This is a genomic window from Nonomuraea sp. NPDC023979 (assembly GCF_040639085.1).
Taxonomy (GTDB): Bacteria; Actinomycetota; Actinomycetes; order Streptosporangiales; family Streptosporangiaceae; genus Nonomuraea; species Nonomuraea ceibae.
On record NZ_JBEZZG010000002.1, the window covers coordinates 491,744 to 513,682 of the forward strand.

14 protein-coding genes are annotated in these 21,939 nt (G+C 72.8%); 6 read left to right on the plus strand and 8 right to left on the minus strand.

Features of this window, described 5'->3' with window-relative positions; translation table 11 throughout:
* Positions 1–16 precede the first annotated feature (16 nt).
* A complete protein-coding gene (locus tag AB0G11_RS05570; RefSeq protein ID WP_219499866.1) occupies positions 17–454 on the minus strand; it encodes a YbaB/EbfC family nucleoid-associated protein in 438 nt (145 codons plus the stop codon).
* Between the two features lie 48 nt (positions 455–502).
* Positions 503–1,891 (minus strand): type VII secretion integral membrane protein EccD, encoded by a 1,389-nt coding sequence (gene eccD, locus AB0G11_RS05575; RefSeq protein WP_219499977.1) that lies wholly within the window; start codon positions 1,889–1,891, stop codon positions 503–505.
* Between the two features lie 173 nt (positions 1,892–2,064).
* Here eccD and eccCa point away from each other — a divergent pair, with 173 nt between their 5' ends.
* Genes eccCa through AB0G11_RS05590 form a run of 3 tightly spaced genes read left to right on the plus strand, consistent with a single transcriptional unit; the run spans position 2,065 to position 7,483 of the window.
* A complete protein-coding gene (gene eccCa, locus AB0G11_RS05580; RefSeq protein ID WP_357584134.1) occupies positions 2,065–6,063 on the plus strand; it encodes a type VII secretion protein EccCa in 3,999 nt (1,332 codons plus the stop codon).
* Entirely contained in the window at positions 6,060–6,392 is a 333-nt protein-coding gene (locus AB0G11_RS05585; RefSeq protein ID WP_219499869.1) for a hypothetical protein, read from the plus strand. Before eccCa ends, AB0G11_RS05585 begins: the two co-directional genes overlap by 4 nt.
* A complete protein-coding gene (locus AB0G11_RS05590) occupies positions 6,389–7,483 on the plus strand; it encodes a transglycosylase SLT domain-containing protein (protein ID WP_357584136.1) in 1,095 nt (364 codons plus the stop codon). The genes AB0G11_RS05585 and AB0G11_RS05590 overlap by 4 nt, the downstream gene beginning before the upstream one ends.
* 59 nt (positions 7,484–7,542) lie before the next feature.
* Here the strand turns inward: AB0G11_RS05590 and AB0G11_RS05595 are convergent, their stop codons facing one another.
* The 3 genes from AB0G11_RS05595 to AB0G11_RS05605 form a co-directional block, all read right to left on the minus strand.
* Entirely contained in the window at positions 7,543–9,717 is a 2,175-nt protein-coding gene (locus tag AB0G11_RS05595) for a serine/threonine protein kinase (RefSeq protein WP_357584138.1), read from the minus strand.
* Positions 9,718–9,861: 144 nt separating this feature from the next.
* Entirely contained in the window at positions 9,862–11,010 is a 1,149-nt protein-coding gene (locus AB0G11_RS05600) for a S8 family serine peptidase (RefSeq protein WP_357584139.1), read from the minus strand.
* Positions 11,011–11,076: 66 nt separating this feature from the next.
* On the minus strand, positions 11,077–11,349 hold the full coding sequence (locus tag AB0G11_RS05605) for a WXG100 family type VII secretion target (RefSeq protein WP_219499876.1): 273 nt from the start codon (positions 11,347–11,349) through the stop codon (positions 11,077–11,079).
* 183 nt (positions 11,350–11,532) lie between these two features.
* Here AB0G11_RS05605 and AB0G11_RS05610 point away from each other — a divergent pair, with 183 nt between their 5' ends.
* From AB0G11_RS05610 to AB0G11_RS05620, 3 genes are all read left to right on the plus strand, one after another.
* A complete protein-coding gene (locus AB0G11_RS05610) occupies positions 11,533–13,278 on the plus strand; it encodes a biotin carboxylase N-terminal domain-containing protein (RefSeq protein WP_357584141.1) in 1,746 nt (581 codons plus the stop codon).
* A gap of 168 nt (positions 13,279–13,446) precedes the next feature.
* On the plus strand, positions 13,447–14,808 hold the full coding sequence (locus tag AB0G11_RS05615; RefSeq protein WP_357584143.1) for a hypothetical protein: 1,362 nt from the start codon (positions 13,447–13,449) through the stop codon (positions 14,806–14,808).
* Positions 14,809–14,911: 103 nt separating this feature from the next.
* Positions 14,912–16,351, plus strand: a complete 1,440-nt coding sequence (locus tag AB0G11_RS05620; RefSeq protein ID WP_357584145.1) for a serine hydrolase domain-containing protein — start codon at positions 14,912–14,914, stop codon at positions 16,349–16,351.
* A gap of 396 nt (positions 16,352–16,747) precedes the next feature.
* Here the strand turns inward: AB0G11_RS05620 and AB0G11_RS05625 are convergent, their stop codons facing one another.
* The 3 genes from AB0G11_RS05625 to AB0G11_RS05635 all read right to left on the minus strand — a co-directional run bounded on the left by AB0G11_RS05625 (position 16,748) and on the right by AB0G11_RS05635 (position 21,828).
* Positions 16,748–17,752 (minus strand): LacI family DNA-binding transcriptional regulator, encoded by a 1,005-nt coding sequence (locus AB0G11_RS05625; RefSeq protein WP_219499882.1) that lies wholly within the window; start codon positions 17,750–17,752, stop codon positions 16,748–16,750.
* Entirely contained in the window at positions 17,749–20,508 is a 2,760-nt protein-coding gene (locus AB0G11_RS05630) for a glycoside hydrolase family 3 C-terminal domain-containing protein (RefSeq protein WP_357584147.1), read from the minus strand. The genes AB0G11_RS05625 and AB0G11_RS05630 overlap by 4 nt, the downstream gene beginning before the upstream one ends.
* A gap of 105 nt (positions 20,509–20,613) precedes the next feature.
* Positions 20,614–21,828 carry an ROK family transcriptional regulator gene (locus AB0G11_RS05635; protein WP_357584149.1) on the minus strand — a complete coding sequence of 405 codons (1,215 nt, stop codon included), beginning with the start codon at positions 21,826–21,828 and terminating at the stop codon, positions 20,614–20,616.
* Positions 21,829–21,939: the final 111 nt, after the last annotated feature.

Below are 21,939 nucleotides of genomic sequence, written 5' to 3' on the forward strand. Positions count from 1 at the left end.
CCCTCTCGCCCGGGGGTCATTCCTCGACGCGCTGGTGGATCCTGGCGAGCTCGCCCATGACGTCCTCGAAGGTCTTGTTGTAGACGGCTTCGGCCTGCCGAGCCTGCTCCAGGGCGCCTTCGGGGTCGTCGGCGAAGCGCAGGGGGTTCTCCGCGCCGAAGAGCGCCTCCATCGCCTCGGTCATCTGGCGCCGGTGGTCGGCGGTGGCCGCGGCGATGGTCTCCTTGATGCGCTCGGCGAGCTCGCCCGACGTGAGGCGCATGGCCTTCGGGTGCAGGTGCAGCTCCTGCAGGCCGGGGCCGCCGATCTCCACCTTGACCAGGCCATCCTCGTCCTCGGCGCGGCCGACCACCTTGGCCATCTCCTGCTGGAGCTCGGCCACGCGGCCCATCTGCAGGTCCGCGTTCCTGATGACCTGGTCGACGTCCAGGCTGTCGAAGTTCAGCTCGCTCATCCGTGCACCCCATACGTCACAAGAGCCCCACTTAACGGCGAAAGACTACTAACCGGCCAGGCCGCGAATCCATGTGTAGACGTCCAGCACGCCGAGCGACAGCGGGAACATCGCGATCAGCAGGATGACGTCCACCACGTCCCCGGCCCGGGCCCAGAACGGCGAGAGCTGCCCGGACGGCAGCCACACGCCGAGCCCGACGACGAGCAGGGCGAGCCAGAGCAGCCCCATCACCACCGCGGCGGCGGCCACCGTGCCGGCCCCGGCGCTCAGCGAGACGGCGCCCAGCACCAGCCCGCCGAGCCCGGCGCCCAGCAGCCAGAGCCGCTGGCCGAGGCCGTGGAAGACGCGGGCGCGCAGCAGCAGCACCAGGCAGAGCACGGCGGCCATCGAGGTGGCCAGCCAGCCCGGCGTGGCCGCCAGCGGGATCAGCGCGCCGATGGCGGTCATGGTGATGCCGATGACCATGCCGGTGGCGTACCGGCCCGCCTGGGCGGTGCGGGCGAGCACGCCGTCGCTGTCGAGCCGCTGGTTGTCGGCGCGCAGCTCCTCGGAGTTCGTCGGCAGGGCGGGCAGCGGCACCCGGGCGATGCGGAACGACAGGGTGGGGATGAGCGGGCTGAGCGACATCAGGATCGTCACGGTCATCGCCGCGACGCCCGCCGCGGGCAGCTCGAACACCATGACCACCGCCGCGGCGGCCGTGCCCGCGACCGCCGCCACGGCCGTGCCGAGGAAGCCCGCCACGCCGTCCGACACGACGGCGCCGCCGATCGTGGCCACGAGCGCGGTGCAGGCGAACGCGGCCAGCAGGTGCGGTGCGCCGAGCCCGGCCAGCGTGGAGCCGCTCGCGAGGCCGTACAGGCCCGCGAGGAAGGCGTACGGCAGGGCGGCGTAGCCGATCCACGCGCCGGCGCCGGAGTCGCCGACAGCGCGCGACAGGGCCGCGCTGACGCCGATCAGGAGCACCGCGAGCATGCCCGCGACCACGGTCAGGCCGAGCGGCGGCCCGCCGGCCAGGACGAGCGCGGGCGCGCCGAGCGCGAGCAGGACGGCCGCCGCGCCCGCGCCCATGGCCCGGGTGTGGCTCGCCTCCCACCGGCCGCTGCTGCCCTTGACGCCGGTGGCGACCACGTCGGCCACGTCGTCGTACAGCGCGGGCGGCAGCGTCGACTCGCGGGGCCGCAGGTAGAGCACCTCGCCGTTGAGCACGCCGAGAGCGGCGAGCGTCTGCCCGAGGTCGAACGGGGTGCCACCGAGCCGCTGGAGCACCCAGCCGGGGCCGCCGACCACCTCGCCGCCGCCCTCGCCGACCGCGCGGAGCAGCCCAGGCAGCACGTGCGGCAGCGGGATGTCGGCGGGCAGCGCCAGGTCGACCCGGCGGCGCGGCGCGATGATCGTCACATGGCACAGCGGCGGCAGTGGCGCGTGCGGCATGGGCTGGTGCTGCTGCCGCGGCGCGTGCGAGGCCGGCTGAGGGGCGAGCGATGTCACAGGCCGTACTCCAGGGTTTAACCGGCAAGTCCTGACATGCCGAACATATAGGGACAATGCTTCTGGTAAGAAAGTGTTTCAGGTGACAGGAGGGTTGTCTCGCGAGTGAGCCGTCAATGAGCATCGTCGTTGTCAGGCGTCCTGAGCGCCGCCCCACTCCCCAGCCACCCCGCGGGGAGATCCTGCTGGAGTCGCCGCCGGAGATCCCCGAGGTGCAGCCTGCGGGGCTGATGGGCGTGCTCATGTACGTCCCCATGCTCGCCGGCGGCGCGGCCATGGCCCTGATGTTCACCGCAGGAGGCAACTCCAGCCCCCTCATGTACGTGGCCAGCGGCCTGTTCGCCGTCTCGATGCTGGGCATGACGCTCGGCCAGTTCGGCCGCAACGCCGGAGAGCGCAAGAACCGGCTCAACGGCCTGCGCCGCGACTACTTCCGCTACCTCGCCCAGGTCCGCAAGAAGGTCCGCAAGGCCGCGCTGCAACAGCGCGAGGCGCTGGAGTGGAGCGGCCCGGCCCCCGACACGCTGTGGTGGGTGGCGATGGGGCCGCGCCTGTGGGAGCGCAGGCCGCGCGACGACGACTTCGGCACGGTCCGGCTCGGCACCGGCGTGCAGAAGCTCGCCGTCCAGCTCGTGCCGCCCGACTCCAAGCCGGTCGAGGACCTCGACGCGCTGACGGCGGGCGCGCTGCGCCGCTTCGTCCGCGCCCACTCCACGGTGTCGGGACTCCCGGTCGCCGTCGCCCTCCACTCGTTCGCCAGGATCAACCTCACCGGCGACCCCAGGGCCGTGCGCGCCATGGTCCGGGCGGTGATCGCCCAGCTCGCCACCTTCCACTCCCCCGACGACATGCGGGTGATGGTGTGCGCCAGCCGGGAGTGGATGCCGCACTGGGACTGGGTGAAGTGGCTGCCGCACGCGCTGCACCCGGAGGAGGTGGACGCCGCCGGGCACGTCCGGCTGATGGCCGAGAGCATGGAACGGCTGGACCAGCTCGTCGGCGACGAGCTGAAGGAGCGCGCCCGGTTCCGGCCCGGCGCCGCCTCGGACGCGCTGCCGTACCACGTGGTGATCGTCGACGGCGGGCACGTACCGCACGACTCCCAGCTCGGCGTCGACGCCATCCAGGGCGTCACGGTCATCGACCTGTCCGAGTCGGCGGGCCCGGCGGGCGAGAGCAACACGCTGCGCCTGGACGTCCAGCCCGACGGCTTCCACATGGTCAAGATCGACCACGCGGGCAAGCGGTCCACGAACCGGCTCGGCGACCCCGACAGCCTCGACTACGCCCGCGCCGAGGGCCTGGCCAGGCAACTCGCGCCGCTGCGCGCCTCGACGGCCTCCGGCGGCGAGACGCAGGACCTGCTGAGCACCAACACCACGCTGACCGACCTGCTCGGCGTCGGCGACCCCGCCCATCTGCAGCCGGCCGTCACCTGGCAGCCCAGGGCGGGCCGCAACCGGCTGCGGGTGCCGATCGGCCTCGGCGTCGACGGCCGCGTGGTCGAGCTCGACATCAAGGAGTCGGCGCAGGGCGGCATGGGCCCGCACGGCCTGGTCATCGGCGCGACCGGCTCCGGCAAGTCGGAGCTGCTCCGCACCATGGTGCTCGGCCTGGCGATCACGCACTCGTCGGAGATCCTCAACTTCGTGCTCGTCGACTTCAAGGGCGGCGCCACGTTCCTCGGCCTCGACACGCTCTCGCACGTCTCGGCCGTCATCACCAACCTGGAGGACGAGCTCCCGCTGGTCGACCGCATGTACGACGCGCTCCACGGCGAGATGGTGCGCCGCCAGGAGCTGCTGCGCGCGGCCGGCAACTACGCCTCGCTGCGCGACTACGAGCGCGCCCGCGAACAGGGCGCCGACCTGCGGCCGATGCCGACGCTGTTCATCGTGCTCGACGAGTTCAGCGAGCTGCTGGCCGCCAAGCCCGAGTTCATCGACCTGTTCGTGATGATCGGCCGGCTCGGCCGCTCGCTCGGCGTGCACCTGCTCCTGGCCTCCCAGCGGCTGGAGGAGGGACGGCTGCGCGGCCTCGACACCCACCTGTCGTACCGGATCGGCCTGCGCACGTTCTCGGCCATGGAGAGCCGCGTCGTGCTGGGCGTCGCCGACGCCTACGAGCTGCCGTCCGCGCCGGGCAACGGCTACCTCAAGTACGACACCACCGGCATGACCAGGTTCAAGGCCGCGTACGTGTCGGGCGCGCACCACGCCGACCCCGTCCAGGCGGCCACCGCCGACGGCCAGGTGCCGGTGCGCGAGGTCGTCGAGTACGGCCCCGCCCACATCCCGCTGCCCGAGGTCACCACGCCCGTCCAGACGGGCGAGCCGGAGCCGGACGACGAACCGGCCGCCGGCAACCAGCGCAGCCTGCTCGACGTCGTGGTCGGCCGGCTCACCGGCCACGGGCCCGCCGCCCACCGCATCTGGCTGCCGCCGCTGTCGGAGCCGCCCACGCTGGCCCACCTGCTGCCGCCGCTGTCCGTCACCGCCGACCACGGCCTGACCACGGCCGGCTGGCAGGGCCGAGGCAAGCTGCACGCCGTCGTCGGCATCGTGGACAAGCCGTTCGAGCAGCGCCGCGACCCGTTCTGGCTGGACCTGTCCGGCGGCGCCGGACACGTCGGCGTCGCCGGCGGCACCCGCAGCGGCAAGAGCACCGTGCTGCGCACCCTGGTGTCGAGCATGGCGCTCATGCACACGCCGCGCGAGGTGCAGTTCTACTGCCTGGACTTCGGCGGCGGCTCGCTGTCGTCGCTGGAGGGCCTGCCGCACGTCGGCGGCGTCGCCGCCCGCCTCGACGGCGACCGGGTGCGCCGCACCGTGGCGGAGATCGGCTCCATCCTGGAACAGCGCGAGCGCGACTTCGGCGAGCACGGCATCGAGTCCATCGCCGCCTACCGCCAGCTGTGCGCCGAAGGCACGATCGAGGGCGACGGCTGGGGCGACGTCTTCCTCGTCGTCGACGGCTGGCTGACGCTCCGCCAGGAGTTCGACTCGCTCGAACCGGTCATCACCGACATCGCGGCGCGCGGGCTCGGCTACGGCATCCACGTGATCGCCGCCTCCAACAAGTGGTCGGAGTTCCGGCCCGGCATCCGCGACCTGTTCGGCACCAAGGTCGAGCTCCGCCTCGGCGACGCGTACGAGTCGGAGGTCAGCAGGAAGAAGGCGCTCGCCGTGCCCGAGGGCGCGCCGGGACGCGGCCTGACCAAGGACGGCTTCCACTTCCTGTCGGCGCTGCCCAGGATCGACGCCGTGCAGGACCCCGGGTCGCTCGCCGACGGCGCGCGCGGGCTCGTCCAGGCCGTGCGCGACTCCTGGAAGGGCCCGGTGGCGCCCCGGGTGCGGCTGCTGCCCGCCGTGCTGCCGCTGGCCGCGCTGCCCGCCGACGAGGAGCGCATCCCCATCGGCATCGACGAGGCCACGCTCATGCCGGTCACGCTCGACTTCGACGCCGACCCGCACTTCGTCGTGTTCGGCGAGAACGAGAGCGGCAAGTCGAACCTGCTGCGCCTCATCGCCGAAGGACTGGTGAGCAGGAAGCAGCCCAGCCAGGCCATGATGATCGTCATCGACTACCGCAGGGCCCTGCTGGACTCGGCGGCGACCCCGCACCGCATCGGCTACGCCGCATCCAGCGCCGCCGCCGCCGACCTCATCAAGGACGCCAGGGAAGCGCTGATGAGCCGCCTGCCCCCGGCCGACCTGACGCCGCAGCAACTGCGCGACCGCAGCTGGTGGCAGGGCTCCGACCTGTACGTGTTCGTCGACGACTACGACCTGGTCGCCACCTCGGCCAACCCGCTGGCGCCCCTGGTCGACCTGCTGCCCCAGGCCCGCGACATCGGCCTGCACCTGGTGCTGTCGCGCCAGATGGGCGGCGCCGGCCGGGCCATGTTCGACCCGGTCATCCAGCGCATGAAGGACATGGCCACGCCGGCGCTGCTGCTGTCGGGCAACAAGGACGAGGGCTACCTGTTCGGCAACGTCCGGCCGCAGACGCTCCCGCCCGGCCGCGGCCATTTCGTGGACCGCCGCCTGGGCGCGCGCCTGATGCAGACCGCGTTCCTGGGCGACGAGCAGGCCATCCGAGAAGGGGGATCATGACCGACCTGGAGATGCACTTCTCCGCGCTCGACCGCTGCCGCACAGCCATCAGCAAGGCCACCAGCCACTACCGGGAGACCTTGACCGAGAACAATCCCGGCGAGGTCACCTACGAGGAGGACGGCCGGGTCCGCAACAACCGCACGCCGATCAGCGCGAGCGCCTTCGGCGACCTGGAGGGCTCCGCCGCGCTGGCCGGCTGCGCCAACGGCGTCTGGTCCACGCTGCTCGACGAGATGGACCAGGCCCGCAGGAAGCTGCGCGACACCGAGGCCGGGCTGAGCAACGTGGAGACCAACATCACCAAGGCACACCGGGCCACCTCATGAGCGTCTCCCACCTGCCGGGCGGCGAGCAGCTCGACGCCATGCTCACCAAGGTCACCGGCGACCCCGCGGCGATCAACAAGGTGGCCGAGAAGTGGCGGGCCCTGGCCGGCGACATCAACGAGTTCGGCGGGGCGCTCGGCGGCGCCGTCCAGGTCGTCGACAACGCCTGGCGGGGCCGCTCGGCCGACCAGTTCGACACCTACATGCGCAAGTACGGCCGGGCGGCCCACGAGCTGCAGACGGCCCTGGCCAACGCCGCCGGGTCGCTGGACGCGGCCGCCACGGCACTGCGCGAGGCGCGTACGGAGATCGCCGCCATCATCCGCGACCTGTCGGCCAGCGCGTCCACGTACACGAAGGAGAACCCGGACGCCACCCAGCAGGCCAAGGACACGGCGCTGCGCGGGCTGGTGAACCAGGCGATCACCGACGCGCGGCCGCACGTGACCTCGGCCAACACGGCGCTGACCAAGGCGAAGACCGACATCGACGCCTTCCTGGGCGACCGCGCCCAGACCTTCCGCGGCATCCCCGAGATCGTCACCCAGGAGTTCACGCCGCAGGACGGCAGGAAGATCGACTGGCAGCCCGAGCCCGGCTACAACCCGCGGCAGGACCGCACGGCCCTGCAGGGCGGCGGCAGCGGCAACGGTGGCGGCGGGGGCGGGGGCGGCGGCTTCGGCGGCTACGGACCGAGCGGCCCGCCTCCCCCCGGCGGCGGACCGGCCCCGACGGGCCAGGTCAAGCAGTGGATCGAGGAGGCCATCGCCATCCTCAAGCAGCACGGCGTGCCGGTGTCGAAGATGAACGCCAGCGACATCTGGATGATCATCCGGCACGAGTCCGGCGGCAACCCGCACGCGATCAACAACTGGGACTCGAACGCGGACAAGGGCACCCCGTCCAAGGGCCTGATGCAGACCATCGACCCGACGTTCAACGCCCACAAGCTGCCGGGGCACGGCAACATCTACGACCCGGTGGACAACATCATCGCGGGCGTCCGCTACGCGATCTCGCGCTACGGGTCGGTGTCGAACGTGCCCGGCGTCGTCGGCACCAAGAACGGCAGCGGGTACGTCGGCTACTAGGGAACGGACAGCGAAAAGGGCCCGGACGTGATCGTCCGGGCCCTTTCGTCAAGGCGTCGTCAGCCGCAGTTGGCCCAGCCCGCGCTCGTCGAGCCGGAGCCCACGCTGCCGGAGTAGCGCACGCACTTCCCGGCGGCCGGCAGCTTCACCGGTCCCGCGTAGTACTCGAAGTTGCCCGAGTCGGTCTTGCTGGGGCCGTTCTGGACCTCCAGGGTGGCTCTCACCGGGGTGGCCTTGCCCACGTCCACCGTCTTCATGGTGACCACGCAGTTCTGGCCGGTGCTGTTGTTCCAGAGCTGGTACGTGGCGCCGCCGGAGAAGGAGCTGGAGCGCTGGACGACGAAGCCCGAGCCGCACACCTGGGTGGGCGTGTACGGGTTCTTCACCGGGGCCGCCTGCTTGGCCGTCGCCTTGGGCTGCGTCGGCGTGGGCTTGGGCTGCGTCGGGGTGGGCTTCGGCTGGGTGGGCGTCGGCTTCGGCTTGGTCGGCGTGGGCTTCGGCTCCGGGGCCTGCGTCGGCTTCTCCGTGGGCTTCTCGGAGGGCTTCTCGGAGGGCTTCTCCGTCGGCTTCTCGGAAGGCTTCTCGGTCGGCTGCTCCGAGGGCTGCTCGGTCGGCTTCTCGGACGGCTTCTCCGTCGGCTGCTCGGAGGGCTGCTCCGTCGGCTTCTCCGTCTTGGTGACGGTCGCCGTCGGCTGCGGCTTCTTCTTCCTCTTGGTCGGCGTCGGCTCGGCCTCGGCGGTCGGGGCCGCCGTCGGCTGCTGCGTGACCGTGGGCACCACGACCGGCTGCGTCGGCATCGCCGTCGGCGTCGTCGGCACCGAGGTCAGCTCGGGCACGCCCGCGGTGGTCGTCGGCCACTCGGTCGGCAGCACCAGCGGGGCCACCCCGGCCTCGTCCACGTCGGGCGTGGCGCCCCACGGCACGGTGACCGTCGGCTGCGGCTGCTGCGGGACCGGGCCGCCGTCAGGCGCGGTGCCCTGCGGAACCGGGGCCGCGGACGCGCTGTTGGGCACCGGGATGCCGTCGGCGCTCGCCTGGGCGGCCACGGTGGTGCCGACCTGCTGGTACTCGACGTACCGGTTGGCGCCCCACAGGCCGATCGCGGAGACGAGCGCGACCGCGCCCACCCCGGCGACCAGGCCCATCGGGAACTTCCTGCGCGGCCCCTGCGAGCCCCTGGGCTGCACGGCCTCCAGCCGGATCTGCTGCGGCTGAGGCGGCTGCTGCGGCTGACCGCCCGGCTCGGGCGGGCCCCACATCGGCTCCGCCTGCTGCGGGACGCCCGGCACGGGCGAGCCCTGCATCGGGGGCCCCTGCATGGTCGGGTGCTGCATGGGCGGGCCCTGCATCGGCTGGCCGGGGCCACCCTGCGGGGGCACCATCGGCTGCATGCCCGGGAGCGGCACGGCCGGGATCGGGACGCCCTGGAGCGCCACCCCGGGGACGGGCACGCCCTCGATGGCGGTCTGGTCCGGCGCCTGCTGGCGGCCCGCGCCGGGGTCGCCAAGCACCTGCATGAGCGCGCTGTACGTGGTCGGCCGCTGGCTGACGTCCTTGGCCAGCGCCGACAGCAGGACGCGGCGCAGCGCCTCGTCCCCGACGCCCACCTCGGGCTCGCCGGTCAGCACGGCGTCGCGGTCGGCGAACGGCGGCTTGCCGGTGGCCGCGAACGTCATCGTCGCGGCCCAGGCGAACACGTCGGCGTACGGCCCGTACTGCAGGCCGGTGAGCTGCTCGGGGGCCTGGTAGCCGGGCTCGCCCACAGGGTCGCCGACGGTCACGTCGGTCACCCTCGGCCCTTCGGCGGCCAGGATCACGTTGTGCGGCGTGAGCGAGCGGTGGGTCAGGCCCGCCAGGTGCACGGCCGACAGCGCGGTCAGCACGCCGACGGCCACCCGCTCCAGCGCGTCGCCGGTCAGCGGCCCGTCGGCCTCGACGGTTTCGGCCAGGCTCTTGCCCTCGACGTGCTCCCGGACGACGTACGGGCGGTCCGCCAGGTAACCGGCATCGAGCACCCGCGCCACGTACGAGCTGGAGACCCGCTGGGCGGCCAGGTAGGGCGCGAGGGCGTCGGGTGCCGGTTCGGGCACGCCGGGGAGCAGCTTGATGACCCGGATGGGGGCGTCATCGGATTCCCGCCCGAGGAAGGTCTCCCCGCGCGGCCCCTCTCCCAGCAGCCCGAGGATGCTGTAATCACCGATCCGCTCGGGATCACCAGGGCGCAATGGGTGCATGCCCAAACCTTTCCACGGCAAAAAGCAAGATCTAGTTATATTCAACCAGATTGGTCACATACGCCACATAGGTTTCGGGCCGTACCCAACAATTCATGGTCTTGTTTCCTTGCTGACGCAGCAGGAGCCGCGGCGGGGCCTGCGTCAGTCGGTGCGGCCGGGGCGCCAGCCCCGGCGGCGGCCCATCGGGACCAGCGCCCGCGCGACCGCGACGAGCAGCACGAGACCCAGCGCCGACGCCGCGACGATCAGCCCGAGGCTCCGCGCCGCGTGGTCGACGGGCGGCACCGCGGCCACCGCGCCCGGCGGGAGCGGCGCGGGCGGCGGCGGCGCCACCACGGGCGCGTTGGCCGGCTCGAACGGCAGCACGGCGCTGACCGCCTGCATGGGGTTGACCATCCCCGCCGTCGTGGTGCCCGTGCCCAGGTCGGCCGTGGCGATGACGCGCCGCCGCACCTGGTCCTGGTCGAGCGTCGGGAACCTGGCCCGCACCAGCGCCACCACCCCCGCCACGTACGGCACCGCGTAGCTGGTGCCCTCCAGCTCCAGGTTGTAGGCCTTGCCCGGCCAGGTGGAGGTGATGCTCTCGCCCGGGCCCAGCACGGAGACCGGCGTCTTGTCGTTGGAGAACTCCGACAGCGCCCCCGACTGCCCGGCCGCCCCGACGGCCAGCACGCCCTCGTACGACGCCGGATAGGCCGGGATCGGGGTGCCGTCCTCGGCCCGCTTGTTGCCGGCCGCCGCCACGATCACCACGTCCTTGGCCAGCGCGTACGCCACCGCGTCCCGCAGCGCGGGGAAGTCGGTGGTGGCCGAGGAGATGTTGATGACGTCGGCGCCCTCGTCGGCGGCCGACCTGATCGCCTTGACCATCAGGCCGGGGTCGCCGTCGCGCTCGGTGTTGGTCTGCTTGTACGACAGCAGTTGCGCGGCCGGCGCCATGCCGTGGAAGGGCACGCCCTCGACGTAGACGGCGCCGATGATGCCCGCGACCGCGGTGCCGTGCCCGATGCAGTCGCGGATGCCGGTGTTGGTGAGGTCGGCCCGGCCCGCCAGGCGGAGCTGCGGATGGTTCAGCTCGACGCCGCTGTCGATGATCGCCACCCGGACGCCCGCGCCGGTCGACAGCGGCCACACGCGCTTGGGGTCGAGCCGCTTCTGCGCCCAGGGCTCGGCGCCGGGAAGCTGCTGGGTGCCCCGCTTCGGCCGGCACTCGTCGGCGGTCGCCGCCGCCGCGGGCGCCACGCCGAGCTGAAGGGCCAGCAGGCAGGCCAGAAAGGCGCGGGCAATCATGTCCGAAAAGAGTAGCCTGCCCTGTCGATCAGGCAGAAGCCCCGGCCCGAACCGGGGCTCCCCCCGTCAGCGGGTCGCCGACTCGATGTTGCCCCGGTAGGTGTTGATGACCCGGGACGCCTCGTTGAGCTCTTCGGACATGCGCTGGAAGGCGGCACGGTAGTTCTGCCAGGCGCCCTGGAACCGCTGGGCGCCGGGGCCGGTCCAGGCGGTGCCGACCTTGGACGCCTCGCGGTCCAGCGCCGTCATCGTGGCGCGGACGGCCTCCGCCTGCTGCGTGAACTGGGTGGCCATGGCCTGCATTTCCGCAGGATCGCCCCCGAGCATGCTCTGGCTCATGCGTACCTCCTGGATCGACATGAAAGCGCCCTCACCATAGACGCGTGAATCGCTGATCGCCCCGGTTATGCCGAGCGGCTATGGTCGTCCGGAGGATTGTTCGGCCCGTCCGGGGCAGCGGGGGTCCGTCCGGGATGGGCGCTTTAAACTCCGATGAGTACGAGCCAGGAAGGACGGACGTCGGTGCACAAGGTTCTGATCGCCAACCGCGGCGAGATCGCCGTACGAGTGGCACGGGCATGCAAGGACTCCGGCATCGGGAGCGTGGCCGTCTACGCCGACCAGGACCTCGACTCCCTGCACGTCAGGGTCGCCGACGAGGCCTACTCCCTGGGCAGCGCGTCCCCCGCCGAGACCTACCTCGACATCGGCAAGCTGCTGGCGGTCGCCGAGCGCTCCGGCGCCGACGCCGTGCACCCCGGCTACGGCTTCCTGGCCGAGAACGCCGACTTCGCCCAGGCGGTCATCGACGCCGGGCTCACCTGGATCGGGCCGCCGCCCGCCGCCATCGCCGCGCTCGGCGACAAGGTGCAGGCCAGGCACATCGCCCAGAAGGTCGGCGCGCCGCTCGTCGCCGGCACCAAGGACCCGGTCTCGGGGGCCGCCGAGGTCGTCGCGTTCGCCGAGGAGCACGGGCTGCCGATCGCCATCAAGGCCGCCTACGGCGGCGGCGGACGCGGCATCAAGGTCGCCCGCCGCCTGGAGGAGGTGGCCGAGCTGTACGAGTCGGCCGTCCGCGAGGCCGTGGCGTCCTTCGGCCGGGGCGAGTGCTTCGTCGAGCGCTACCTCGACCGGCCGCGCCACGTCGAGACCCAGTGCCTGGCCGACCGCGAGGGCAACGTGGTCGTGATCAGCACCCGCGACTGCTCCCTGCAGCGCCGCCACCAGAAGCTGGTGGAGGAGGCCCCCGCGCCGTTCCTCACCCAGGAGCAGGTCGACATCCTCTACTCCAGTTCCAAGGCCATCCTCAAGGAGGCCGGCTACGTCGGGGCCGGCACCTGTGAGTTCCTCGTCGGCGAGGACGGCACGATCTCGTTCCTGGAGGTCAACACCAGGCTCCAGGTCGAGCACCCGGTGTCGGAGGAGGTCGCGGGCGTCGACCTGGTGCGCGAGATGTTCCGCATCGCCGACGGCGAGCCGATCGGCTACGGCGACCCTGAGCTGCGCGGCCACTCCATCGAGTTCCGCGTCAACGCCGAGGACGCGGGCCGCAACTTCCTGCCGACGCCCGGCACGCTCACCGCGATGCGCGCGCCGTCGGGTCCCGGCGTACGGCTCGACTCCGGTTACGAGGCCGGGATGACCGTGCCCCAGACGTTCGACTCGCTGGTGGCCAAGCTGATCGTGACCGGCCGCACCCGCCGGGAGGCGCTGGAGCGCGCGCGCCGGGCGCTGGCCGAGTTCGAGATCGACGGGATGCCGACCGTGCTGCCGTTCCACCGGGCGGTCGTGACCGACCCGGCCTTCACGGGCGAGCCGTTCGCCGTCCACACCCGGTGGATCGAGACCGAGTTCGACAACACGATCCCGCCCTACGCCGGCGCCCCCGAGACGGCCGAGCCGGTGTCGCGGGAGACGGTGACGGTCGAGGTCGGCGGCAAGCGCCTGGAGGTCGTGCTGCCTGCCGGGCTCGGCGCGGGCGTCGCTACGCCCTCGGCGAACAAGAAGCCCAGGCGGTCCGGGGGCGGCGCCCGCACGGCCGCCACCGGCGGCGACTCCCTCGTCACGCCGATGCAGGGCACGATCGTCAAGGTCGTGGCCGCCGACGGCGACACCGTGGCCGAGGGCGACACCGTGGTGGTGCTGGAGGCCATGAAGATGGAGCAGCCGCTGACCGCGCACAAATCCGGCGTCATCACCGGGCTCTCCGCGGCGGTCGGCCAGACGATCACCTCGGGGGCCGTGATCTGCGAGATCAAGGACGCCTGAGCGTCACCGGCGCCGAGATCGAGGGCAAAGATTCGCGGCGCGGGCGTCCGGACCCGCCAGGATGCCCGCACCGGGGCGCGCCCGGAGCGCGCCGGGCGGGTAACGTGCGCAGTGAGGAACTTTGCCGACCGCCCGTTCGTCCTCATGGGCGAAGGAGGCTTGCTGCCAATGACCCATTCGCTGCGCCGTGCAGGGGCCGCGATCGCGGCTCTGATCGCCGGTCTACTCGTTGTTCTCGCGCTGTCCCCTGCCGCCAACGCGGCCGCCGCGCCCCCTGACGCCCAATCGGTGCTGGCCCACTGGAAGGACCAGAAAGATCCGCTCTTCGTGCAGTCCGGCTCACCGCTGACCTCCGACGAGCAGTCGGCGATCCGCGAGGCGCTGAAGGACTCCAAGAGCAGCATCTACGTGGCCGCCCTGCCCGACGGCACGCTGGCCTCCAACGCCGCCGCCGGCCCTTACCTGAAGCAGCTCGGCGAGGCCGTGTCCGCGGCCAAGAGCGGCGAGGTGACGATCGCGGTGCTCGACGGCAAGTCGCTGTTCGCCGCGTCCAACTTCAGCCGCTACACCGGGCAGGCCGCCAACCTGTCCACCCGCAACCACGACAACCTGTCCGACGGCATGAAGGACTTCGTCGAGCGGGTCAACCTGCTGGCCACCAACAAGCGCTCCTCCGCGCTCACCTCCGGCCCGGTCGGCGGCAGCGGCGGCGGCACCGGCGTGCTCGCCACGCTGGGCGTGCTCGCGCTCGCGGGCGGCGGCGGCTACTTCCTCTACTCGCGTAACAGGAAGAAGAAGCAGGCCATCCAGAACGCCAAGGACCTGGCCGCGGTCAAGCAGACCGTCGAGGAGGACGTCACCAAGCTCGGCGAGGAGATCGCCGCGCTCGACACCGACGTCACGCTCGCCGGCCAGGGCGGCAGCCACATCCAGGAGTGGCAGCAGGCTCTCGACTCCTACGAGAAGGCCAAGACGCAGCTCAACGCGGTGGAGCGGCCCGACCAGGTGCGCGACGTGACCCAGACGCTGGAGGACGGCCGCTACGCGCTGGCCGTGGTGAAGGCCCGGGTCAACAACCAGCCGGTGCCCGAGCGCCGGGCGCCCTGCTTCTTCAACCCGCAGCACGGCCCGTCGGTGCGCGACGTGCGCTGGGCGCCGCAGGGCGGGGTGGCGCGTGACGTGCCCGCCTGCGCCGCCGACGCCGAGGCCGTCGAGCGCGGCTTCGACCCGCAGATGCGCGAGGTCATGGTCAACGGCCAGCGCCGCCCCTACTACGACGCGGGCCCGGCCTACCAGCCCTACGCCTACGGCTACTACGGCGGCTTCGGCGACATCATGACCGGCATGTTCATCGGCACCATGATGGGCAGCATGATGGGCGGCTGGGGCATGGGCGGCTACGGCGCCGGCTATGCCGAGGGCATGTCCGACGCGGGTGGCGGCGACTTCGGCGGCGACATGGGCGGTGGCGGCTGGGGCGACTTCGGCGGAGACTTCGGTGGCGGAGACTTCGGCGGAGGCGACTGGTAACAGCCCGCACGACCCTTTCCGGGCGCGTCCCCTTCGGGGGGGCGCGCCCTTCGCGTTTCCGGCGCCTTCGCACCGAACTTCGGAATTACGTATTATCGGAAATATGAAGCGAGTAGCTGTCCTCTCCGCCCTGGTCGTGGCCGCGCTCGCCCTGCTCATCGCCCCCCGCCCGCCCGCCCTGAGCCCCGCCACGACCGGCGACCCCGCCCTCGCCCAGCAGGTACGCCGTGCCGCCGGCGACGCCGGACACCAGGGCCTGTCGGTGGCCCTCATCGAGAACGGCCGCGTCCGCCACGCCGGAGTCGGCGACACCGGCGGCCCCGACCCCCGCCCCGTCGGCCCCGGCACCGCCTACGAGCTGGGCTCCATCACCAAGACCATGACCGGGATGCTGCTCGCCGACCTCGGCCTCTCCCCCGACACCCCTGTCCGCGACCTGCTGCCCGCCGTCCCGTTCTCCGACCCCGCCGTCGGCTCCGCCACCCTCGCCGAACTGTCCTCCCACCGCGCCGGAGTGCCCAGCGTGCGCACCACCCCGGCCGGTTTCCTCCGCTCCTACCTGTACGTCTTCGGCGGCGCCGACCCCTACGCGGCCGCCGGGCCCCAGCAAGCACTCGCCGACGCCGCCGCCGTCTCCGCCTCCGGCCGGGGCAAGGTGTCCTACTCCAACCTCGGCGTCTCACTCCTCGGCCTCGCCCTCGCCGAACACGCCCGCACCGACTACGAGACCCTGCTGCGCGACCGGCTCCTCCGGCCGCTCGGCATGACCTCCACCGTCGTCCTCCAGCCCGGCGAACCACTCCCCGCCGGACACGCGCACGGCCGGAGCCAGTACGGCCAGCCGATGGACCCCTGGCGCGACCACGGTCACGCCGGCGCGGGCGGAGCCGTCTGGTCCACCTCCCACGACATCGCCCGCCTCGTCCAGGCCGTCATGGCGGGCACCGCCCCCGGCGCCGACGCCGCCAAGCCCCGCTTCCCCGCAGGCGAGCACCGGCGCATCGGCTACGGCTGGTTCACCACCGCCTACGGCGACCGCCAGATCACCTGGCACAACGGCGCCACCGGCGGGCACAGCACCTACGCGGGCTTCGACCCCGCGAGCGGGCGCGGCGTGGTCGTCCTCGGCAACACCAGCAAGGACGTCGACGACCTCGGCCGGCGCCTCCTCGGCGTCACCCCGCCCGACGGCGACGGACCCCCGATCCGCGAGCTCCTCTTCGCCCTCACCTTCCCCTTCATCGGGCTTGGGCTGCTCTACTCCGCCTTCCGCAACCCCGCCCTCGACCGGGTCTCCGCCGTCAGCCGCATCCTCTGGGCGGCCCTGTTCCTCTGGCTCGGCCACCGCGCCGGCGCCTGGGGTCCCGTCCCCCCGTTCACCTGGGCCCTCGGCGCCGCCACCCTCGCCGCCGCCACGGCCGCCACCCTCACTCGCTGGCCCACCCTGCCCCTCGCCTCCCGGCCCCCCGCCTGGCACACCTGGCTGTCCCCAGCGGTGCCCGCCGTGTTGCTGGGAGCTTTCGGGGCTTTCTTGATTCTTTGACGGCCCCCCGACGAGCCGGCAAGCCCGACGACGGCGCACGCCTTCGCAGGAAGCGCCCCCACCGCCTCCCCGAAACCCACGCCCCTGAGAAGGCGAGGTCCCGCTACGGCGGGCGTCTCTTCGGGGAGGGAGGCGGGACCTCTCCGAGGAGGGGACGGCGGGCCTGGTGAGGTCGCGAGCCCCCGGGGGCCACGGGCGGGCCCGACGACGGCGCGTCCTGGTGAGACAGTCCCACCGCCTCCCCGGAGCCCACGCCCCTGCGACAAGGCGAGGCCCCGCTGCGGCGGGCGGCTCTCTGGGAGGGGGCGGCGCGCGGCGGCTCGGGGCAGCCGCCGCCCTCCCCGGAAAGGCCGCGCCCGCTACGGCGGGCGTCGTCAAAGGGAGGAGGGCTGGGGGTCAGGTGCTGGCGCGGAGGGCCAGGTGTGGGGGGAGGAGGGTGGCCTGGGGGGCGGGCTTGCCGGCGAGTTTGTCCATGACGAGGCGCACCGCTTCGCGGCCGACCTCCTCGGCGGGGATGAGGACGGAGGTGAGCGGCGGGCTGGCGCGTTCGGCGACGTCGTCGGGGCAGATGGCGACCACGGCGACGTCGTGGGGGACGCGTTTGCCGAGCTGGCGCAGGGCGCTGAGGACGTGGCCGACGGCGGCTTCGTTGTGGACGACGAGGCCGGAGAGGCCAGGCCGGTCGGTCAGGAGCGTGCGGACGGTCTCGTACACCTCGTCGAAGGTCTCCTCGCAGGGCAGGGCGACGCCGGTGACGTGGTGGACGGTGAGGGCGGCGAGGAAGCCTTCGCGGGTGCGGCGGGCGAAGCCGGTGCCGCGTTCGTAGACGACGGCGGGGGCGCCGAGCAGGGCGATCTGGGTGTGGCCGCGTTCGGCGAGGTGGGCGACGCAGCGTTCGCCGGCGGCGGCGAAGTCGAGGTCGACGCAGGTAAGGCCGGCGGGTGAGGCGGGGAAGCCGATGAGGACGCTGGGTTCGGCGAGGTCGCGCAGGAGGGGGACGCGGCGGTCGTCGAGTTCGACGTCCATGAGGACGAAGGCGTCGACGAGGGCGCTGGCGGCGACGCGGCGGATGCCGTCGGTGCCTTCGTCGGCGGTGAGGAGGAGCACGTCGTGGTCGTAGCCGCGGGCGGCGGTGACGACGGCGCTGGCGAAGCGCATGAGGACGGGCACGTGCATGCCGGCGCGCAGCGGCAGGACGAGGGCGATGACGTTGGCGCGTTTGCTGGCGAGGGCGCGGGCGCCGGCGTGGGGGTGGTAGCCGAGGGCGTTGATGCTGTCGAGGACGCGGCGCCGGGTGTCGGCGGAGATGGTGCGTTTGCCGCTGAGCACGTAGGAGACGGTGCTGACGGCCACGCCGGCGTGCCGGGCGACTTCGGCGATCGTGACCGTGCGCCCGCTCAAGCGCCGGCTCCGAGGTCGAGCTGGGCCAGCGTGATGCCGTCGTTCTCGAACACGACATAAAGATCGTGCACGCCGCGCACGCCCGCAAGGGAGGCGGCGATGGCGTGCTGGTCGTGGCGGCCGGTGCGGGGCACGGGGAAGGTGGCGAGGGACTTGCCGTAGAGGGGGTCGCCGAGGCGCAGGGTGATGACGCCGCCTTCGGTGCTGCCGGCGACGGCGAGGCAGGAGGCGGCGCCGGTGAGGTCGACCTGGCGGAAGAGGATCCAGGCGCCTTCGGTCTCGGCGCGTACGGCTTCGCCGTTCTCGCGGGCGGCGTCGGTGAAGGTGACGGCGTCGTAGGAGTCGTGGTCGACGGCGCGCAGGAGGCCGCGGCGGGGCGGGACGTTCTCGCCGGTGACCTCGAAGCGGGCGCTGAGCCGCAAATCGGTGGCGCTGCGGCCGACCATGAGCTGGTGCGGGGCGGTCTCGACGACGAAGCGGCTACGGGTGACGTCCCAGAAGGCGAGCTCGGTCACGGGCAGGGTGAGGCGGACGGTGCGGCTCTCGCCGGGGGCGAGGCGGACGCGCTCGAAGCCGCGCAGGCGGCGCAGCGGCTGCTTGACGCGGGAGCGCTGCTGGTGGGTGTAGAACTGGACGACTTCGGCGCCGGGCCGGTCGCCGGTGTTGGTGACGGTGACCTCGCCGGTGACCGTGTCTCCCGTCAGAGTCACGCGCAGGCCGCTGTAGTCGAAGGCGGCGTAGCTGAGGCCGTGGCCGAAGGGGTAGCGGGGGGTGCCGCGGAAGTAGAGGTAGGTGGCGTCGGCGGTGATGATGTCGTAGTCGAGCAGGTCGGGGAGCTCCTGTTCGGAGCGGTACCAGGTCTGGGTGAGCCGGCCTTCGGGGTCGGCGTCGCCGAAGAGCACGTCGGCGAGGGCGCGGCCGTACTCCTGGCCGCCGTGGGCGGACCAGAGGACGGCGGGCAGCCCGGTGGCGGTCCAGGTGAGCGGGTAGCCGCTGGTGACGACCATGACGGTGCGCGGGTTGGCGGCGCGCACGGCGCGGACGACGGCGTCCTGGGCTGGGGCGAGGGCGAGGGTGGTGCGGTCCTCGGTCTCGCGGCCGTTGACGAGGGGGTGGTCGCCCACGACGACGACGGCCACGTCGGCGGCGGCGGCCAGGTCGGCGGCCTGCCGGGCGCCGTCCCTGATGACGTCCATGACGAGCCAGACGGCCTGGTCGGCGTCGTCGACGAGGCGCAGGGTGCCGTCGGCTGCCGCGCCGACGTAGCAGCCGGTGGAGATGTGGCGCAGGGCGAGCGAGCCGCGCGGGCGTTCCTCCATGCGGAACGTCTGGCGCACCTCCCACCCGTTGGGCCCCGGCTGGTCGTTGACGAGCACGCCGTCGGCCACGGACACGAACCGGCCGGTGGCCACGGCGCGCAGGGCGTAGGCGCCGCCGCCCCAGTCGAACACGTCGAACGTGTCGGCCTCCGCGCTGCCGAGGCTGAGCGGCCCTCCGGCGGGGTCGGCGGTCACGGGCCCGGCCTCGGCAGTGAGCGTGACCCGGTCGACGCCTTCGCAGAACACGGTCGTGCACCGTTCGGCGATCCCGCCTCGGGCGGTGACGGCGTACGGGAGGGTGCCGCTGTACCAGTCCTCCAGGACGGTGTCGCCGAGCTGCCCGATGACGGCGACAGTGGTGACGTCGCGCAGCGGCAGCAGCCCGTCGTTGTCGAGCAGCACGATCGAGCGCCGGGCCGCCTCGCGGGCGAGCTCCTGGTGCGCCGGGCAGTTGACGACCTCTTCGGTGATGTCGTCGTACGGGGTCGCGGGGTCGAACTCGCCGAGCCGGAACCGGATCGACAGGGCGTGCCGCACGGCGGTGTCGATGTCGTCCTCGGTGAGCAGCCCTTGGTCGAGGGCGTCGCGCAGGTGGCCGAGGGTGGCCTCGGCGCGGTCGTCGTCCTGGGTGAAGCTGTCGAGCCCGGCGCGGACGGCGTGCGCGTACGCCTCGGCGGGGGTGTCGTGGTAGCCCTGGAGGCCGTATAGGTTGCCGGGGGCGTAGGCGTCGCTGACGACGAGCAGGTCGTCGGGCGCCCAGGCGCGCAGCAGTTCGTTGATCAGCGGGCTGAGGTGGGCGGGGCGGCCGTTGACGAGGTTGTAGGAGGGCATGACGGCGACGGCGGCGCCCTGTTCGAGCGCGGGGCGGAAGGCGGGCAGCTCGTACTCGTGCAGCACGCGCGGCGGGAGGTTGCTGGAGGTCTCGCAGCGGTCGGTCTCGTTGTTGTAGGCGAGGAAGTGCTTGAGCGTGGGCGCCGTCTTCAGTACGGGAGCGCTCCCACGAAGGCCGTGGGCGTACGCCGCGCCCATGAGACCGGTCAGCCAGGGGTCCTCGGAGTAGCCCTCCTCATTGCGCCCCCAGCGCGGGTCGCGCAGCGGGTTGACGACCGGGGCCCACACGTTGCGCCCGGCGCCGGTCGGGTCCTTGTGGTGGAAGGCCAGCACCTCGTCGCCGGTCGCCTCGCCGACCCGGCGGACCAGCTCCGGGTCCCAGGTCGAGGCCAGCCCGATCGCCTGCGGGAACACGGTGGCGGGCCCGAGCCAGGCCAGGCCGTGCAGCGCCTCGGTGCCGGTGCGGAACGGGCCGACGCCCAGCCGCTCGACGGGCGCCTGGTACTGGTGCAGCAGGCCCACCTTCTCGGCCAGAGTGAGCCTGCTCGACAGGTCGGCGATCCGGTCGGGAAGGGGGAGCTCGGGGTCGCGGAAGGGTTCGTGCATGGCCATCCTCTGAGGGGGTGTCGAAGCGCTTCGATGACCGGCCGGGGGCGTTTCGGGGATGTTTCGTGGAGTTTCATGAAGGGTGCACGTCGCCGCGAACCCGGGTCAAGAGTTTCGCGAGATTCCTCCGGGCAATCTTCCCGAATCCACCGAGTCGAGCACGCGGGCGGCGCCGCCCAGCGCGGCGGCGTCGTGCCCGAGCGTCGAGGCCACCACCCGCACGCCGCCGGCCTGCGGCGCGATGGCCCGGTCGGCGACCTCGGCGTGCACGGCGGGCAGCAGCCACGGCGCGAGCGGCACGTAGTAGCCGCCGAGGATGACGACCTCCGGGTTGAGCAGGTTGGCGATGATCGACACGCCCCGGCCGAGCCCGGCGCCGACGGAGGCGAGCAGGGTCAGCGTGCTGTCGTCGCCCGCGCGGGCCGAGCGCACGACCTCCTCGATCTCCACCTCGATCTCGGCCGGTGAGGGGTCCAGCCGGCGCAGCACGGCGCCGATGCCGGCCACCGCCTCCAGGCAGCCGCGCCGCCCGCAGCGGCACTCCGGGCCGTCCGGGTCGAGCTGGACGTGGCCGAGCTCGCCGCTGTAGCCGAGCGCGCCGCGCCGCAGCCGCCCGTCGAGGATGACGCCCGCGCCGACGCCGATCTCGCCGGTCAGGTAGATCAGGTCGGCGGCCCCGGCGTGGGCGCCGAACCGCTGCTCGGCCAGGGCCGCCAGGTTGGCGTCGTTGTCGACCTGGATGGCGAACCCGGGATCGCGCAGCGCCTTGGCCAGGTCGCCGCCGATGTCGGCGTCGTACCAGCCGAGGTTGGGCGCGATGCGCACGGTGCCCTGCACGTCGACGAGGCCGGGCAGGCCGACGGCGAGCCCGAGGACCTGCCGCTCCTCCTTGGCCATCCGGTTGATCACCCGCCGGACGATCGCGGCGACGGCGGCCACGCCCTGGTTGACCGAGTCACCGGCGCCGAACGAGCGCCGCCAGGTGAGCAGCCGCTCCCCGGCCAGCCCGGTGGCCACAGCGGTGACGTAGTCGACGTTGATCTCGACGCCGATCGCGGCGTAGGGCGAGCCGTCGAGCACGAGCATCGTGGCGGGCCTGCCCACGCGGTTCTCCGTCAGGCCGGTCTCGCGCACCAGCCGCCGGTCGATGAGGTCGGCGACCAGGCTGGACACGGTGGCCTTGTTCAGCCCCGTCGACGCCGCGATGTCGGCCCGGGAGCACGGCGCGTGCTCGCGCACGAAGCGCAGCACGACCGCGAGGTTGGTGGCCCGGACGTCCGCGAAGTCGGCCGGCTGCGGGCCGGTCGTGGATGTGATCAATATCAGCCCCGTTCCCGCCGAGAAGTGACCCCAGCATGCCGCATCGCGGGCTCCCTTCACCAACCTGTGACCGTGACGCTCCCTTGTGGGTACGGTCACAGTCTACTAATT